The organism is Ruania albidiflava DSM 18029, assembly GCF_000421225.1.
GTDB lineage: Bacteria > Actinomycetota > Actinomycetes > Actinomycetales > Beutenbergiaceae > Ruania > Ruania albidiflava.
In genome coordinates this window covers 1-1,566 of the sequence record NZ_ATWL01000055.1, presented here as the reverse complement: position 1 = coordinate 1,566, position 1,566 = coordinate 1, and the positions used below count along the sequence as shown (strand labels likewise).

The following is a 1,566-nucleotide window of genomic DNA, read 5'->3' as shown; positions in this document are numbered from 1 at the left end:
CATCAGCCGGAGCCGCAACAGCGACCTGACCCGGCACCACCGCCAACGCCAACGCCACCACACCAGCGGTCACAGCAGCAACACCCGCGCGTCGGGATCGGGATATCCGGAGTTTCATTTCTCGCTTCTCCTCGAGGATTCAGCCGGTGTGACCGGGTCGGGCGGTGGGGACGTAGTCGCGGATGGAGCTGAAGGTGCCGACCACGGCGTTGATGTTCGTGTCGTAGCTCACCGTGAGGTACTGGCTGCCCCGGACGACAGCAGAGCTCGGATCGCCCTGATCGACGTTCTGCTGCGACAGGTACAGCAGGACGGGACTGGTGTCGGTCCAGGTCTGGGTGCGGCGCAGGAGGCGGCCGACGACGGGTTCGTTCGATCCGTAGTCCCGTCCGCCGTAGGTGAGCAAGACCTTCCCCCCGGGCAACGTCAGCAGGTCGGGGGCCTGCATGCTCCACGGGACCGGGCTGGCGACCGACCACGTGCGTCCGCCGTCGAAGGAGTCGCTGACGAAGCCGGGGCGGATGACTGCGCTCACGCGTCCACCGGGGAGCACCGCCACTTCGGTCTCGGAGAGGCTGACCCCCGGTGCGGCAGGGAGCATCACCTCGTTCTCCACCGGCCAGGTCCGTCCGCCGTCGGTGCTGCGCACGACGCTGGCGCGGCCCAACGTGTCGTCGGGGCGCGTCCCGTATAGAGGCACGAGCAAGTCGCCGTTGTCCAGCTCGACCACGTTGCCGGACTCGGCCGACCAGCCGAGGTAGTAGTGCCCGTGCCGCGGACCGCAGCCACAGCTCATCGACGACTCCACCGGGGCCGGATCGGACCATGTCTCGCCGCCGTCCTCGGAGCGTGCCACGTAGGTGCCGGTGATCGTGGCGGCCTCGGTGGGGTAGTCCGTCCAGTCGGTCTGGAACCAGGTGAGCACAAGGGTCCCGTCGCGCAGCTGTGTGATTTGCGGGTCGCGGTCGTCCTCGGGTGTGTTGATGATGACTCGAGGCTCCGACCAGGTCAGCCCTCCGTCGGTGCTCTCGGTCCACCTGATCTGCCCGTGCTCACCGTTCGGGTCGTCCCCCGGTGAGTGTGCGTTGGACCAGTAGTAGACCGTGACCAGCCGGCCGTCGTCGAGGTGTGCGATCTCGGGGAAGAATGGCCTCTGCTCGCCCTCGGCCGTTGCGATGATGACGTCCGGCTGAGTCCTGGAGCTTGCGGTGACGGATTGCACGGCCACCGACTCGCTACCGTCCGGGCCGGTGACGACTGTGCGCACGATGCCACTCTCCCCTTCGCGGAAACGATGCGTCATCAACACTGTCACCCAACCGTCGGCATCCGGACCGGTCAGTTGCACGGGGACCGATGTCCCTCGCACGGTGGTGGCCACTGTGAAGTTCGAGACGGCGGTCCCGTCGGGGAGCCGGAATCGCGCGACCGGAACGTCCACGATCTCGCCAACATCGACGAAGTCGTCGAGGAGGGGGTCGATGTCGAGGCCGGTGAAGGCGTCCTCGGGCAGCTCGCCGGCTACGGCGAGGTCGTCGATGTAGTAGTCGACACCGACGGGGCTGA

General features: G+C 67.4%; 1 protein-coding gene. It reads right to left on the bottom strand.

Features of this window, described 5'->3' with window-relative positions:
* Positions 1-139: 139 nt before the first annotated feature.
* Positions 140-1,566, bottom strand: a 1,427-nt coding sequence (locus K338_RS24175; protein ID WP_040654498.1) for a sialidase family protein, incomplete at its 5' end; no start/stop codon positions are given.